At 57.8% G+C, this 14,859-nt stretch carries 12 protein-coding genes; 10 read left to right on the top strand and 2 right to left on the bottom strand.

The genetic code is table 11. From position 1 onward, the window contains the following. The first annotated feature begins 307 nt into the window (after positions 1-307). From ACZA91_RS06395 to crtB, 6 genes are all read left to right on the top strand, one after another. The gene (locus ACZA91_RS06395; protein WP_099533053.1) at positions 308-2,464 is read left to right on the top strand and encodes a polyribonucleotide nucleotidyltransferase; all 2,157 of its coding nucleotides are present in this window, start codon (positions 308-310) and stop codon (positions 2,462-2,464) included. 798 nt (positions 2,465-3,262) lie between these two features. Beyond that, positions 3,263-3,655 carry a hypothetical protein gene (locus tag ACZA91_RS06390; protein WP_099533052.1) on the top strand — a complete coding sequence of 131 codons (393 nt, stop codon included), beginning with the start codon at positions 3,263-3,265 and terminating at the stop codon, positions 3,653-3,655. 4 nt (positions 3,656-3,659) lie between these two features. After that, positions 3,660-4,925, top strand: a complete 1,266-nt coding sequence (locus ACZA91_RS06385; protein ID WP_199291350.1) for a glutamate-5-semialdehyde dehydrogenase — start codon at positions 3,660-3,662, stop codon at positions 4,923-4,925. 218 nt (positions 4,926-5,143) lie between these two features. Further along, positions 5,144-5,920: an endonuclease III gene (nth, locus tag ACZA91_RS06380; RefSeq protein WP_190530865.1), complete on the top strand. Its 777-nt coding sequence runs from the start codon at positions 5,144-5,146 to the stop codon at positions 5,918-5,920. A 129-nt stretch (positions 5,921-6,049) separates the two neighbouring features. Further along, on the top strand, positions 6,050-6,514 hold the full coding sequence (locus tag ACZA91_RS06375; protein WP_463185376.1) for a CBS domain-containing protein: 465 nt from the start codon (positions 6,050-6,052) through the stop codon (positions 6,512-6,514). A gap of 171 nt (positions 6,515-6,685) precedes the next feature. Then, positions 6,686-7,660, top strand: coding sequence for a cyanoexosortase B (gene crtB, locus ACZA91_RS06370; protein WP_463185372.1), 975 nt, complete (start codon positions 6,686-6,688; stop codon positions 7,658-7,660). 122 nt (positions 7,661-7,782) lie between these two features. On the opposite strand, the gene ACZA91_RS06365 is transcribed toward crtB, so the two are convergent. Beyond that, complete coding sequence (locus tag ACZA91_RS06365) at positions 7,783-8,997, bottom strand: amidohydrolase (RefSeq protein ID WP_190530867.1); 1,215 nt, start codon at positions 8,995-8,997, stop codon at positions 7,783-7,785. A 340-nt stretch (positions 8,998-9,337) separates the two neighbouring features. Between ACZA91_RS06365 and ACZA91_RS06360 the strand changes: the two genes are divergently transcribed. After that, positions 9,338-9,820, top strand: a complete 483-nt coding sequence (locus ACZA91_RS06360; protein WP_099533047.1) for a tellurite resistance TerB family protein — start codon at positions 9,338-9,340, stop codon at positions 9,818-9,820. A 217-nt stretch (positions 9,821-10,037) separates the two neighbouring features. On the opposite strand, the gene ACZA91_RS06355 is transcribed toward ACZA91_RS06360, so the two are convergent. Then, complete coding sequence (locus tag ACZA91_RS06355; RefSeq protein WP_463185369.1) at positions 10,038-11,246, bottom strand: aldo/keto reductase; 1,209 nt, start codon at positions 11,244-11,246, stop codon at positions 10,038-10,040. Between the two features lie 259 nt (positions 11,247-11,505). Between ACZA91_RS06355 and ACZA91_RS06350 the strand changes: the two genes are divergently transcribed. From ACZA91_RS06350 to ACZA91_RS06340, 3 genes are all read left to right on the top strand, one after another. After that, positions 11,506-12,531, top strand: a complete 1,026-nt coding sequence (locus ACZA91_RS06350; protein WP_099533045.1) for a DUF2325 domain-containing protein — start codon at positions 11,506-11,508, stop codon at positions 12,529-12,531. 355 nt (positions 12,532-12,886) lie between these two features. Then, entirely contained in the window at positions 12,887-13,903 is a 1,017-nt protein-coding gene (locus ACZA91_RS06345) for an ABC transporter ATP-binding protein (protein WP_099533043.1), read from the top strand. A gap of 84 nt (positions 13,904-13,987) precedes the next feature. Next, positions 13,988-14,854, top strand: coding sequence for an ABC transporter permease (locus ACZA91_RS06340; RefSeq protein WP_463185366.1), 867 nt, complete (start codon positions 13,988-13,990; stop codon positions 14,852-14,854). Positions 14,855-14,859: the final 5 nt, after the last annotated feature.

Genomic DNA, 14,859 nt, shown 5'->3' with positions numbered 1-14,859 from the left:
CCGAATGGTTGTGGACTCTGATCGTTGGCAATAATCGTTGGCAATGATCACTGGCAATTGCCCTTGGAATCAACCTTGCGATCGGGGGCGAGATCATGAACCGCGATCGGGTAGGTGAGTGGAACCCAAAGGGGGGCGATCGGCTGAATGAGCCACCGAAGCGATCGGGACTAAATCCTTATGGAGCCTTGTTTTACGTCGTTTTGTCGAGACAGTTGGCCGTGAATTAACAAACGGTCTAGTATCTAACAAACGGTGTTAGGATTGCCACAGTAATAGAAAGAATCTCCAAGGATCATCATCATTCATGCAAGAAATTGACAAGTCAATATCCTTTGATGGAAGGGATATTCGGCTGAAGATCGGTTTGCTCGCACCCCAAGCTGGTGGATCGGTACTGATTGGGTCGGGCGATACCGCAGTGTTAGTAACCGCCACCCGTTCCTCAGCGCGCGAGGGCATTGATTTTCTTCCCCTCACTGTTGATTACGAAGAACGGCTGTATGCCGCCGGCCGCATTCCGGGTAGCTTCCAACGCCGCGAAGGTCGCCCGCCGGAAAAGGCGATCCTGACCGGGCGCTTAATCGATCGCCCCCTGCGCCCGCTGTTCCCGAATTGGTTGCGCGACGATATCCAAGTGGTGGCCACCACCGTGTCCCTCGATCCCGACGTGCCGCCGGATGTGCTGGCCGTGACGGGTGCTTCGATCGCCACCTTGCTGGCCCAAATTCCCTTCCAGGGGCCGATGGCGGCGGTGCGCGTGGGTTTGGTGGGCGACGAGTTCATCATCAACCCCACCTATGCGGAAATTGAAAAGGGTGAATTGGATCTGGTGGTTGCCGGATCGCCCGATGGCGTGGTGATGGTGGAAGCGGGGGCCAATCAACTGCCCGAAGCGGACATCATCGAAGCGATCGACTTTGGCTATGAAGCCGTGCGCGACTTGATTCAAGCGCAACGGGACATCATCGCTGAATTGGGTCTGGAGCTGGTGACGGCGGAACCCCCCGCGATCGACACCACCCTCGAAGACTTCATTCGATCGCGCACCACGGGCGAAATCAAAGGCATCTTGTCGCAATTTGAGCTGGGCAAAACCCGGCGCGACGCGGCCTTGGATGCCCTGCAAGCCACTGTGGCCCAGGAAATTGCCGATCGCGCCGATGACGACGCGATTAAGGTGGCCGCCACCGCTGACCCCAAGGCTCTGCCCAAGGTCTTCAAGGCCGTCACCAAGTCCCTGATGCGTCGCCAAATCGTTGAAGATGGCGTGCGCGTTGATGGTCGCAAACTGGATGAGGTGCGGCAGGTCTCCTGCCGGGCCGGGGTGTTGCCCCCGCGCGTCCATGGCAGCGGCCTGTTCCAACGGGGCTTGACCCAGGTGATGTCTGTGGTGACGCTGGGAACCCCCGGCGATGCCCAGGAACTGGACGATCTGCACCCGGACGAGCAGAAGCGCTACCTGCACCACTACAACTTCCCGCCCTACTCGGTCGGTGAAACCCGCCCGATGCGATCGCCCGGTCGCCGGGAAATCGGTCACGGGGCCTTGGCAGAACGGGCCCTGGTTCCCGTGTTGCCGCCGAAGGATGCCTTCCCCTACGTGTTGCGCGTGGTGTCGGAAGTGTTGTCCTCCGATGGTTCCACCTCCATGGGGTCCGTTTGCGGCTCTACCCTGTCCCTGATGGATGCCGGTGTGCCGATCGCCAAGCCCGTCAGCGGCGCAGCCATGGGTCTGATCAAGGAAGGCGAAGAAATTCGCGTTCTGACGGACATCCAAGGTCTGGAAGACTTCTTGGGTGACATGGACTTCAAGGTGGCGGGCACCGACAGCGGCATCACCGCCTTGCAAATGGACATGAAGATCACCGGGTTAGACATGGGCACGATCGCCAAGGCGATCGAACAGGCCCGCCCGGCGCGTCTGCACATCCTGGAAAAGATGATGGCGGCGATCGATCAACCGCGTGGCGACCTGTCGAAGTTTGCCCCGCGTCTGCTGACCTTCCGGATCGACCCGAGCGACATCGGCATGGTGATCGGGCCCGGCGGCAAAACGATCAAGGGCATCGTCGAAGAAACCGGCGCGAAAATCGACATCGAAGACAGCGGCTTAGTCACCGTGTCCTCGAATGATGGCGAAAAGGCCAAGCGCGCGGCCCAAATTGTCCAAAACATGACCCGCAAGATCGAAGTGGGCAGCGTGTTTGTGGGCAAAGTCACCCGCACCATCCCGATCGGGGCCTTTGTGGAATTCTTGCCCGGCAAAGAAGGCATGATCCACATTTCCCAACTGGCCGATCGGCGTGTGGGCAAAGTCGAAGACGTGGTGGCCGTGGGCGATGAGGTGATCATCAAGGTGCGCGAAATCGACAATCGCGGCCGGATCAACCTGACCCGTTTGGGCATCCATCCCGACGAAGCGGCGGCGGCCCGCGATGCGGCCGAAGCGGCGGCCACCTAAAGAACTAGGGCCTAAAAGCCCCGCCCCGGCCTCCTCCAGCAGCCTAGTGGCGAGAGGTATGGGGCCAATTCCATGGCTCTTGCATGAGGGCTAACCAACCTGAAACCGGAGATCGAACAGTCGATCTCCGGTTTTTTGTGGGCATTGTTCTGAGTTGGTTCTGAATTGTTTGCAGAACGGCGCTCAACAATTGCAGGCGATCGAACAAAAACGCCGATCGCCCCATGCCGTCAGGCCTCTAGGCAAAAATCACTAGCGAGGTTAACCAGAATCACAGGGAATGATGATGGCGATCGCAGGACTCAACTCCCGAAATCCTTGACCATAGCTCCTTAGCAGAACGGAGGGAATCTTCGTTGTGACGCTTCCCTCCGCTGTTACCAATCTCTCGATGCCTGACCTCATCCTTGTGGGAATGTTCCCCATGGGTGGGGTCAAGCCTCCATATTAACCAAAGAATTTGCTCAAGCCCGACTTTGCCAGCGCGTGGCCTTTTGATGGTTGGTATTCGGCTCAGATTGTGGTGAAATGCGGACATGAGCCGCCTTTTGTAGCCTTGAAATCAACTTGAAACAAAACCGAAGCCGGTTGAATCTTAGATCTTGAATCTTGAGTCTTGAATCAAGATGGAATTCGTATTGAACGCCTATGGAACTCCTATGGAATTCGGATGGGATCCGCGGGTGATTGGGGTTTGGATCAGGGGTGTTTCCTTGCGGTTGGGGCGGCCCTGTTAAGCTAAGAGCATGAGAAACCCCTGGCCAAGTCGTTTATTCCCACCGGGCGATCGGGCGATCGTTGAAGACTTCTCAGATTGAGCTAACGGAGTCCTACCCTTGTCCCTGTCGGCAACGGGGCACCCTGCGGCCGATCGCACTCATGGACGCATTTGGCTGCGATCGCTGCCAGCAAATTTTTGTGGTGACCGAATCGGGCGATCAAATTGAGCAGGTGTCTTCTGGGGCAATCTACCGACGGCTGTGGCGATGGACAGGAACGCGCTGGCTCTCCGTGCGTCCACCCTTGCGTGAAAATTATTTGCCCATTACCCTTTGGGCTGGATTTGTCTTGGTGTTGGCTTGGTTGCCCCTGATTGTCAAAGGACTGGCAGGCACGGCGGCTTGGCTGTTGCCGGGATTGCTGGTGATTGGGCTACCGCTGTTGTTGTTATGGCTGGCATACCGGCGCTGAGATTATGGTTGGAAATCCCCTGGTTAATTCGGGAGCGCTGGATTTATTTGGGGCATTGGCGGCGGCGGCCCGAGGGCGATCGGCCCTGGTGGCCATGCGTGGTGGCGAGCGATCGCGGGCGCTGAAAGTGATGGCCAAGGCTTTGCGAGCCGCCCAAAACGAAATTTTGGAAGCCAACACGCTGGACTTGGAAGCCAGCCGCGAAAAGGCCAACAGCGGCTTACCGTCCCTGTGGATTAAGTTCACGCCCGATCGACTGCAACAGGTGGCCGATATGCTCGATCGGCTGGCGGATTTGCCCGACCCCACTCGGCAGGCCATTCGCGCCACCCACCAAACCCAATATCTACAAAGCTATTGCCAACTGATGCCCCTGGGGACGATCGCCCTGGTGCATGAGGGACTGCCGGAATTGGGGGCGATCGCGGCGGGCATGGGCATCAAAACCGGCAACAGCATGATTTTGTATGGCAGCAGCGACACCAAGCACACCAACGCGGCGATCGCGGCGGCCCTCACCGATGGGCTGACGGCTGGGGAATTGCCGCCCGAATGTGTCACAGCCATTCCGCCCGATCGGGATATTTCCATGCGCGACCTGCTGGCCCAGGAGCGCTACTTGAACCTGATTGTGGCCTATGGCCGGCCAAAGCTGGTGCAACAGGCCAGTCAGTTTGCCACCGTGCCCATTCTGGGCGCAGCGATCGGCAATTGCTATCTCTACTGGGCCCTGTCCGGCGAGTTAGACGTGGTGCGTTGGGCCATTTCCGACAGCCACCAGGGTGATCCGGAAGCGGTGAACGCGATCGAAAAGGTGCTGGTTCACGAGCGCCACAACCGATCGATGCTGGGGGTGCTCTTTGGCTCCTTGCAAACGGATGGGTTTGAAGTGCGGGTCGATGCCCATTTGCAACAGGATTTTCCCGACTTGCCCTTGGCGGCCGATGATGAGTGGAATCGGCCCTATTTAACCAAAACCGTTGCGTTTCGCACCGTGGCCAGCGTGGAAGAGGCGATCGCGGTGATTCACACCCAAAGCAGCGGCCACGCGGACTGCATCGCCACCGAGTCCTATCGAGAAGCCCACCAATTTGCCTCCCGCCTTGACAGCGCCTCCACCTACATCAATGCCTCACCCCGATTCCAGCGCAATCCCCGGGGCAGTGCTTCGGTGTTTTTGGGCATGTCGAATCAAAAGGGCTACCGACGCGGGGCGATCGGCCTGGACATGTTGACCACCATCAAGCAAATTGTCCAAGGGGATGGCTAAGTTGGCCCCATTCCCAGGGCTAGTGATCTGTGTGATCAAATTCAATTTTGATCACGGATCTGATGGATTGTTGCAATAGTTGATTATCCTCGCCCAATTGCCCCCAACAAGGGGCTTAAGCCCCTTGTCCCTCGACCTTGCCACGGCAGGATCGGAGCCTTGGGGATTGGATGACGGCTTCTTCATAGGTTCAGGCTCCTTTCAACTGATTCCCAACCATGCCGGTAAGCACTCGTAAGTGGGCCGCCAAACAACAGGTGGCGATCGAAATTCTCGATCGCCTGAAAGTGCTCTATCCCGATGCCACATGCAGCCTGAATTATGAAACCCCCGTGCAATTGTTGGTGGCGACAATTCTGTCGGCCCAATGCACCGATGAGCGGGTGAACCTGGTTACGCCAGCTCTGTTTGCGAGGTTTCCCGACGCGGTGGCCCTGGCCGGGGCCGATCGGGCCGAGTTGGAAGCCTTGGTGCGATCGACCGGCTTCTATCGCAACAAAGCCAAAAATATCCAGGGCGCTTGCCAAATGATCCTGGACAGATTTGGCGGCGAACTGCCCAAGCGGATGGAGGAACTGCTGTTGCTGCCGGGGGTGGCGCGTAAAACGGCGAATGTGGTGCTGGCCCACGCCTTTGGCATCAATGCGGGCGTGACGGTGGACACCCATGTGAAGCGCCTGGCCTATCGCTTGGGCATGACTGAGCATCAGGATCCGGTGCGGATTGAGCGCGATTTGATGCGGCTGTTGCCCCAACCGGACTGGGAAAATTGGTCGATTCGGCTGATTTATCACGGGCGGGCCGTTTGCGATGCCCGGAAACCGGCTTGCGATCGCTGCCAGTTGGCGGATCTATGTCCCCAAAAGGGACTGGGCGCAACGACAACCAAGGCCAAACCCCAATCCACTGCCCGATCGACCGGCAAAACCAGCAGCAAATCTAATAGCAAAGCCAGTTCCAGCACAGCTAAGGCCAAAACACCCCCCAAACCCTAGCCCCCGTTCAACGATCAAGTCCTTCGCTTCCGAGCTGGGGCCACAGAGCGTGTCAAATCGTTACCAGTTGCGCTCTCCAACCGATCGCCCGTCCTAGAATGAGGGCAGAAGCATTTAGGGATCGAGCGAATGGCTGCAACGGTTGCCGATGTAATGAGCCGCGATCCGATCGTCGTCCGTCGTGACACCTCCCTCATCGAGGTCATCAAACTCCTGGCGGAACAGCGCATTAGCGGCGTGCCCGTGGTGGATGAAGCGGGGCAGTTGGTTGGGGTTGTGTCGGAAAGCGATCTGATGTGGCAAGAGACCGGCGTGGATGTGCCGCCGTTCATTACCATTTTGGACAGTGTGATTTATCTCAAAAATCCCCTGCAATTTGAAAAGGAATTGCACAAGGCCCTGGGCAGTACGGTGGCCGATGTGATGAGCGATCGGGTGAAAACCACCAAGCCCGATACATTGCTGCGCGATGCCACGCGGCATTTGCTGGAAGGCAATATTCACCGAATGCCCGTGGTAGATGATGCGGGGGCGATCGTGGGCATCCTGACTCGGGGCGACATCATTCGAGCCATGGCCAACGGGTTGCAATAGGCCAGCATTGTCTGGGCTGTTGAGTGATGGCTGAGGCATGATTTTGGACAGTTTGGGCTGATCGAGCCGGATTTGTGGCCGATCGCTCAGCATCAACAGTGGTTAGGGGTCGGCGGCTGTGGCATTTTGGAAGAGGCCGCTGGAATTTGCTGATCGCTGAGGTTGAAGTTCATGACTGCCGATCGCCCCGTTGCAAATCGTTCTGACTGGCTCGATCGGGCCCTGTTGCCAGCGGGGGCGGCCTGCTTGGCCCTGGCCTATGGGCCGCTGTTGGTGCATTGGGTGCGCGGTTGGCTCACCAAAGACATCAGCATTGAGCATGAATATTTCAGCTACGGCCTGATTGGGCTGCCCTTTGCGGCCTATTTGGCATGGGAAAAGCGATCACGCTGGCAGCAATTGGCGGATCGATCGCACCCGGTGGGTTGGGGGCTGTTGGGGTTGAGTGTGGCGTTTTACCTGAGCGGTGTGGCCGATTGGGTGAACCTGTCGTTCCCGATTGCCCTCTGGGGGCTTTGTGGTGTTTGGAAAGGGGCGGCCGGTTGGCGGCTGATGGCGGCTCCCTTGGTCTTCACCACCCTGGCCACGCCCAACGAGGTTCCCTACCTCATTTCGCCCTACGTGGTGGGGTTGCAGCGGTTCATTGCCGCCATGGCTGGTTTTTTGCTGAACCAAGTGGGACTGGAAGCGCAGGTGGAGGGCATTTATCTCTACGTGCGCGATCGGGCGGTGGAAGTGGCTCCCCACTGCGCGGGCCTGAAAATGCTCCTGACCTGTTGGTATGTGGGACTGATGGCCATCTATTGGTGCGGCACGGTGCGGGGGCGATCGCCCATCGCTCTGTTTTTGGTGGGAACGACGGTCATCAGCGTGTTGATGAATGTCTTTCGGAACACGATTTTGGCCTACTTGCACGGTACGGGTCAGGACGGCCTGTTCGACTTCATGCATGAGGGAACCGGCGGCGACCTGTATTCAGCCGTGATGTTGCTGACTGTGGTGCTTTGGTTCCGAATCATTGAGCGGTTTGTGGGCGAAGGGCCGGATGCTGCCCTGGCCCCATCGCCCTCGAAGGTTGCGCCCCGACCTGACCCGATCGCGCCGGAGGATCAACCGGAAGTCGCAGAACGAGATCCCGATTTCTAGCGATCGGCTCCTGTGGCTGCAAAACCCTAGATAAACCCTAGAAAAAGGGATTCAGACCCTTGCCCCCCCGATCGGGACGTGGCGAGATCGGGAGTGGAGAGATTGGGTCTAGGACTTTGAGTTTAGGGCGTGTTAAAGGATTCGATGATCCGCAAAAACAACTCCACTCCCATGGCCAGCGCCGTTTCATCAAAATCAAAACGGGGGTGGTGATGGGGGAACGCTAAGCCCCGATCGGGATTGGCCGCCCCCACAAAGAAATAGCAACCGGGGACTTCCTTTAGGAAAAAGGACATATCCTCACCGCCCATGGTTTGGCAGTTGGGCACAACCCCGATCGGCGTTTCAATCACCGTTTCGGCCACCCGTCGCACCCGATCGGCTGCGGCCGGATCGTTGACCGTGGCCGGATAAATCGATCGATAGTCCAGTTCGTACCGGGCCCCGTGGGCGGCGCAAATGCCCGCAATAATCGACTCCACCCGCTCCCGAATCACCCCTTCTAGGGCCGGATTGAAATAGCGCACCGTGCCAGCCAAGCGGGCCTGATCTGCGATCACGTTTTTGGCCGTGCCCGCGTGAAATTCGCCCACGGTCACCACCGCCGAATCGATCGGGTCAATGTTGCGAGCCACAATCGTTTGCAGAGCCGTGACAATTTGCGCCCCCACCAACACCGAGTCGATCGTTTGGTGAGGCATGGCTCCATGGCCGCCTTTCCCAAACAGCGTGCAAGCAAACAGTTCCACCGCCGCCATCAATGGCCCCGGCCGCACGCCTACCGTACCCAGCGGCAAGTTATTCCACAAATGCAGCCCAAAGATGGCATCCACATCGGGATTGTGCAGCACCCCGGCTTCGATCATCGGTTTTGCGCCGCCGGGCCCCTCTTCGGCCGGCTGAAAAATCAGCTTGATGGTTCCGGCCAGTTGCGATCGATGGTGGGCCAAATAATAGGCCGTGCCCAGGGCGATCGCCGTGTGGCCGTCGTGGCCGCAGGCGTGCATTTTGCCCTCGTGGCGCGATCGATAGGGCACTTCGTTTTGCTCTTGCACGGGCAAGGCATCCATATCGGCCCGCAAGGCAATGGTTGGGCCCGGTTGGCTGCCTTTAATGACCGCCACAATGCCGGTTTTGGCGATGCCCGCTTGGTAATCAATACCCCACTCTCGCAGGCGATCGCACACAAAAGCGGCCGTCAGGGCCTCTTGAAATCCCAACTCTGGGTACTGATGAAACTGTCGCCGCCAAGACACCAATTGCGGCAACAAATTTCGCACATCTAACCGTAACTTCGATAGGTCAATTCCTGGAGCGGTGGGTAAGGTGGAAATCACGGAAGTTCAGATACTTTTCAGATTTTCCTTAGACCTTAGCTTAGAGTTTTTCCGTTGGGCCGTGCACGAATAGCGATCGGGAGAGCGATCGGGACAGGGGCAGAATCCAAAACAGCGAGATCGCCCTGAAAATGCGGAAAGCACTCGGTCTGGAAACCCTGAGATCTGCCATAAATCTTGATGCAATTACCCCAAGGTGACGGTCGGTGACGATCAATTGTGGACTTTCATCAACTTCCATCGCGAATTGATCCAGAACGCCCCGATCGCCCTGGCCATTGGCTAGATCGAAAAGAGAATTCAGCGCTAATCACCGGATCCCAAACCGGAGGGAGCCACCATGCTAAAACCGCCACCACCTCCCCCGATCGCCCCCAAGCAAATGAACCTGCTGCGGGTGGTTGCTGCCATGGCCTGGGCCGACGGACATTTGGCCGACGAAGAAATTGAAGTGATGCTCGATCGCTTCAGCCAACTGTTTGCCCGCGACGGCCAACAATCGATCGAACTGAAACAAGACTTGCGGGAATATTTGGTGCAAAATCTGCCCCTGGCAGAAATTGTGCCTAAGCTCACCAACGACGCTGACAAAGAATTGGCCCTGGAATTGGCCTATGAAACCATTGCCTCCAGCGCCCGCACGCCCGATGAAGCGGTGATTAATGCCGAAGAATCCGCCGCCTATGGTGAATTGGTGCGGCTGTTGGCCCTGTCGCCGGACGTGGTGAAACGGATTGAATCGAACAGCAATCAGGCCGGGGCTTCCAAGCAAGACCTAATTGAGTTCTTGGCTCAAAAGCTCGCAGAAACCGACCTGTCCTAAGGCTCGATCGGGAGCAGACCGGAAGCAACGATCCGCCGCCTGCTCCCAGAATCAACCCAGACAAGGGGCTTAAGCCCCTTGTCCCCGTGAGGGTTGGTGCTTGATCAGTCTCCCAAAATACTGATCAGGCATCTGCTAAGACCTTCGCCAAGATTTGGCCAAGATCTCGCCAAGATCTCAACAAAGCCCTCCGCCAAAATCTCCGCCAAGACTTCAGCTAAGACGATTGCGAAAGGCGCTTCACCGCCCCGCCCGCCAGTAACTGGTGCGCCTCCGTCAGAATATTCAAGACCCGATCGGGATAGGGACTGCGGGCTAAACAGGGGCGCAAATCTAGCTCCGACAGGCGATCGCCCCGTTGTCCCGGAAACCAGTGGCCCCCATTGCCCAACAGGTTGTAGCGCATCTTGCCATAGGCCACCATGTCAAAGGCCTTCACCAAATTCCAAAGCCACACGATCGTCCGCACACTGATTTCGCCCGGCACTTCTTCCGGCTTTGGTAACCCCTGTTCCCAAGTGCGCAGCCAGGCCTTCCCTTCCCCGGGGCCAAACTCGCGATCAAACGCCTCGATCGCCGCTTGCTCCAACCGTCGCGTAATCATCGGCAGCAACTGACCCGGTTGATCCAAAAAGGACAGGGTTTTCAGATGCTCATCAAAATCGCTAGGCCGAGCGGCCCCCAGGCTCAGGGTATGCACCTGCGGATGGCTTAAACAAAACAAATTGTTAAACACCATCGGACTCAGGGGCTTGCAGAGTTCCACCAATTTGGGCGATGGCTCGTATAGCAGCCCCCCTTTATTGGCTGGACTGATAATAAACACGCCCATATCCAACTGGGTGGCCGCCTCGATCGCCCGCCAGTTGGTTTGGTTGATGTAATACCAATGCAAATTGACGTAATCAAATTGGTTGGACTGAATCGTCTCCATGATTACGTCCAGGGGCCCGTGGGTGGAAAATCCAATGAACCGCACTCGTCCCTCCGCCTGCCAGCGTCTGGCGCGATCGAGGCAGCCCCCCGGCCGCAACGTCCAGTCCAAATGCTCACGGGTGTTAATTCCGTGAATGCCCAGCAAGTCCACATAGTCGAGCTTGAGGTAGCCCATGGACTGTTCAAAGTCCCGCTCAAAGTCGGCCACCTGGGCAGCGGGCCCCACCTTCGTTTGCACAATCAAATCCTGGCGGGGATATTGCGGCAGCACCCAACCGAGTTGCATCTCGGAGCTGCCATAGCCCCTCGCCGTCTCGATGTGGTTAATGCCCACAGCAAGGGCCCGCTCGATCGTGGCGGCCAAATTGGCTTGGCCCGCCGCGTCAATTTGTGTGGGTGAGAGGTCTTGCCAGGCCTGTTGGTAGCGCATTCCACCACAGGAAAACACCGGCATTGATAGCTCTGTGCGCCCAAACCGTCGATAAAGCATGGGTTTTTGGGATCTGAGGAATTGTTTTAGAAACAAGGGAATGCGTGGCAAGGTTCAATAACCCAATGCTAGACAGCCATACCCCATGCTAGACAGCGATGCTGAATGCCGCGCCGGATCGCCAGTTCAGCCATGTTGGCTGGGGCGGACTGGATCCGTGGCCCATAACGCACCGTTGAAGGGAAGCGATAGGATTAAGTCATGTTTAAAATGGCCGCCCATTTCCTAATCCCCAACCCCTTGTGTTAGGAGTCTTCCCATGGATATCACAGAACTGAATGAACTCGAAAGTTCCGTCCAAGACCTGATTTCGGCGGCAAAGGTCGAGCTAGAAGCGAAACGCCTAGAAAAGCAGCGAGACGAATACTATCAACATGCCCTTGCGGAAATCGAAGCCCGGTTGAACGCGGTGTTAGCGCAAGTGCAAACCACCCTCAAAGAGTTGCCGGCCGATGAGTTTGGCGACAGCATAACCCGCCGCAAACTCCAAGAGAAGGAAGCGGATATTTTGCAGCAACTGGCCGATGCGCCGCGCTTGGCTTCAGAAGCGGCCGATCGGCAGTTGATTTTGCAAGAAGAACGACTGATTGAGGAACGCTTACTGGATCAAACAAACCGGTGGCGCTATGAGCTAAGGGAAGACCTGCTGGACATGATTCGCGACCAGCAGGATTTTTATAGCGCAACGGACGCGGCCGTGGCGATTCGGGGTTATATGCATGACCTGAAGGCGATCGATGCCCTCACGGAAGTGCTGGAAGCCTTGATGGATCAAATTAACCAACACAGTGAAGAAGGGCCGGTGGCCAAGCGTCGGGGCAATGATGAACAGACGCTGATGTTTATTTATGAAAAGGCGATGCAGAATCGGGCGCGAGTGGAGCGCAGTCCCGATGTGCGGCCCCAAACGCGGCACCGATCGTCTGAGCGCCGTCCCAATCCCTACTCGGAGCTGGCGGGTAAGGTGGTGGTTTTTGGGGGCCACGATCGCTTGGAGTCGGCGGTGCGCAATCGCTTGCGGGAATCGAAGGTGGAATTGGTTTGGTGTACGGCCCAGGCGGGTCTGAACATGGCTCAGCAGGGGGAAAGCCACATCTCCAGTGCGGACTTGGTGATTATCGTGACCGGTTATGCCAGCCATTCCTTGACGGAAAAGGCGATTCAGTCGGCCAAGAAAATGGGCATTTCACCGGAGATGGTGAACACCACGGGGATGACCAAGCTGCTGGAGACGATCGAGTTTGGGCTGAAGGCGAAGTTGCTGGCGAAGCGCTTGGGGGGTTAGGGGCGATCGCCCCTTGGGTTCAGCGTTGGTTGGCGGGCCGGCGGCCCCGGCCGTTGCCCGGCGGTTTAGAATGGATTGCGCATCAGTTTGAAGATTTGTTGAGGAATGGCGAGGGGGTGCGATCGCCGGGGTGGGGAGGATCTAGCCCCTGCCGATGATCCAAGGAATTTCCTGCGCAATCTCCCTGGAGAGCTTCTCCCTGGAAGACGGCTCCTGAGAAATCCTGCTCGTCTTGCCTTGCTCCGGTTTTCGGCTGCTGTTTTAGCTACCTGCCAGCCCCGGTCTCTGTTCTGGTTGCTATCCAACGGTGTCAGACCCTGGGGCCGGGCGATCGCCCCTGACTCTCGCGCGGCCTATGACCCCTGCAATTGCGATTCGGAACCTACAAAAACGCTATGGCGATGTTACCGCCGTTGATCACGTATCGCTGGAGGTGAAACCCGGCGAGATTTTTGGCCTGTTGGGGCCCAACGGCGCGGGCAAAACCACCACGATTCGCTGTCTTTGTACCTTGGCCCAGCCGGACGGGGGAGAAATTTTTGTGTCGGGGGTGTCGGTGTTGCGGGAACCCCGATCGGCCCGTAAGCGGTTGGGCTATGTGGCTCAGGATGCTGCGCTGGACAAGGTGTTGACCGGGCGGGAAATGCTGGAGTTGCATGGTGCGCTCTATCACTTGCGACGCGAGGCGATCGGGCAGCGGATTGCAGCCATGGCGGATCTGCTGGGGCTGGGCGACTGGCTCGATCGGAAAACGGGAACCTATTCCGGTGGCATTCGCAAGCGCCTGGACTTGGCCACGGGGCTGCTCCACGAGCCAGATGTGCTGGTGTTGGATGAACCCACGGCGGGGCTGGATATCGAAAGCCGGATGGCCGTGTGGGAGTTTTTGCGGAAGTTGCCCCAGTGGGGGACAACGGTTTTGATCACCAGCCATTACCTGGAAGAGATTGATGCGCTGGCCGATCGGGTGGCGATTTTGGATCAGGGCCAGGTGATTGCCTTGGGCACACCGTCGGAGTTGAAGGCTCGGTTGGGGGGCGATCGCATTTCCCTGCGCATTCGGGAGTTTACCCCCGCTGCTGAGGCGGAAACGGCCCAAACCCTGCTGACGGCGCTGCCCTGTGTCAAGGATGCGATGATCAACCGGAGCCAGGGAAATACGCTGAATTTGGTGGTGGATGATCTCGATCGGGGGTTGACCCTGGTGCAGCAGGCCTTGGAACAGGCGGGGTTGCCAGTGTTTGGCATTGCCCAATCGCGCCCGAGTTTGGATGATGTTTATCTGGCTGCGACGGGCCGGACATTGCTCGATGCGGATTTGGCAGCGGGCGATCGGGATCCTAAGCTGGCCCGCAAGCAAAATATGCGCTAGGCCTCAGACCATTCCTTCCAGAGTTTCCAGTTCTCCATCTAGTTCTCCATATTCACCCCTACCCTCCAGATTCCCCTAAGCCTCATGAGCACGACTTTGCCCACGGACAGTCCCACCCGATCGCCCGCCCTGGAACCCTCGCCCCTGGCGGAATTTTGGCAAGAAACGGCGGCCCTGCTGCGGCGATTGTTAATTCAACTGCAACGGCGGCCGGTGACCTTGGTGGCCGGCACTATTCAGCCCCTGATGTGGTTGGTGTTGTTTGGGGCCCTGTTCCAAAATGTCCCGGCCGATTTGTTTGGCGAGCATGTGGGCTATGGGCAGTTTTTGGGGGCGGGGACGATCGCCTTTGCGGCCTTTAGCGGGGCGCTGAATGCGGGCTTGCCGGTGATGTTCGATCGGGAATTTGGCTTTCTGAATCGGCTGTTGGTGGCCCCCTTGGTGTCGCGCTTTTCGATCATCACCGCCTCAGCCCTGTATATTGGCTTGCTGGCCTTGATCCAAACCGTGGCGATCGTGATTGCGGCGGCTGTTTTGGGGGCTGGGCTGCCGGGGGTGGCGGGGTTGGCCGTGGTCGGGGCGATCGTGCTGCTGTTGGTGGCGGGGGTCACCTCCCTCAGCTTGGGTCTGGCCTTTGCGCTGCCGGGCCACGTGGAATTAATTGCCGCCATTTTTATCACCAACTTGCCCCTGCTCTTTGCCAGCACGGCCTTGGCTCCCTTGTCGTTCATGCCCGGTTGGTTGCAGTGGGTGGCGGTGTTGAATCCCTTGAGCTACGCGATCGAACCCATTCGCTATCTTTATCTGCATCCGGACTGGAGTTTTAGCAGCATTGTCATGCAAGCGCCCTTTGGATCGGTTAGTTTTGGTATGGCCCTCGGGGTTCTATTCATTTTTGATTTGGTGGCGATCGGGCTTGTGCGGCCATTGCTGCAACGGCGGATGGCATAGGGCGC

Source organism: Limnothrix sp. CMB-01 (assembly GCF_055193175.1).
The sequence above is the reverse complement of the archived record's forward strand: the minus strand, read 5'-3'. Positions and strand labels throughout refer to the sequence as shown.

Excerpts from the sequence above, each read along its gene's own strand:
- ACZA91_RS06395 (WP_099533053.1), top strand. The coding sequence starts at position 308 with ATGCAAGAAATTGACAAGTCAATATCCTTTGATGGAAGGGATATTCGG.
- ACZA91_RS06385 (WP_199291350.1), top strand. The coding sequence starts at position 3,660 with ATGGTTGGAAATCCCCTGGTTAATTCGGGAGCGCTGGATTTATTTGGG.
- nth (WP_190530865.1), top strand. The coding sequence starts at position 5,144 with ATGCCGGTAAGCACTCGTAAGTGGGCCGCCAAACAACAGGTGGCGATC.
- ACZA91_RS06375 (WP_463185376.1), top strand. The coding sequence starts at position 6,050 with ATGGCTGCAACGGTTGCCGATGTAATGAGCCGCGATCCGATCGTCGTC.
- crtB (WP_463185372.1), top strand. The coding sequence starts at position 6,686 with ATGACTGCCGATCGCCCCGTTGCAAATCGTTCTGACTGGCTCGATCGG.
- ACZA91_RS06360 (WP_099533047.1), top strand. The coding sequence starts at position 9,338 with ATGCTAAAACCGCCACCACCTCCCCCGATCGCCCCCAAGCAAATGAAC.
- ACZA91_RS06355 (WP_463185369.1), bottom strand. The coding sequence starts at position 11,246 with ATGCTTTATCGACGGTTTGGGCGCACAGAGCTATCAATGCCGGTGTTT.
- ACZA91_RS06350 (WP_099533045.1), top strand. The coding sequence starts at position 11,506 with ATGGATATCACAGAACTGAATGAACTCGAAAGTTCCGTCCAAGACCTG.
- ACZA91_RS06345 (WP_099533043.1), top strand. The coding sequence starts at position 12,887 with ATGACCCCTGCAATTGCGATTCGGAACCTACAAAAACGCTATGGCGAT.
- ACZA91_RS06340 (WP_463185366.1), top strand. The coding sequence starts at position 13,988 with ATGAGCACGACTTTGCCCACGGACAGTCCCACCCGATCGCCCGCCCTG.